1 protein-coding gene is annotated in these 416 nt (G+C 47.6%); it reads right to left on the bottom strand.

Features of this window, described 5'->3' with window-relative positions; genetic code table 11:
• A partial coding sequence (locus KJQ97_RS09545; protein ID WP_250325879.1) for an alpha-amylase family glycosyl hydrolase occupies window positions 1-416 on the bottom strand: 416 nt, incomplete at both ends.

The following is a 416-nucleotide window of genomic DNA, read 5'->3' as shown; positions in this document are numbered from 1 at the left end:
GCATTTTTCTTCCGTTGCACCGGCTTCTTTTGCTTCTTTGAAAAATTCATCTGCTTGCCGGTCTTCAAAATCGCTGATTTTTGGCAAGACAGCAGACTCCATGCCAATTTCTTCGCCATAATAAATGCAAGGTACGCCTCGCTGCAGATACATCAAAGTCGCAAGCATTTTGGCCGCTTCCTTCTTATGTTCGCTTTCGGCAGCAAAACGCGTCAAAACCCGCGGCATATCGTGGTTGTTCCAATAAAGCGTCGGATAGCTGATTTTTTGCAGACGCTTTTGCCACGTAACCATCGTATCCTTGAACGTTTCGATCTTAAGCGGCAACGGCTGCCCGAATTCCGGAAGTTCAGGATCGAGCTTGCTCTTGTCGTCCTCAAAATAGCGAAAGGTTACGACCGTGTCGCACATTTCCC

The organism is Campylobacter sp. 2018MI01, assembly GCF_018501205.1.
GTDB lineage: Bacteria > Campylobacterota > Campylobacteria > Campylobacterales > Campylobacteraceae > Campylobacter_E.
This window is presented reverse-complemented; position numbering and strand designations above follow the sequence as displayed.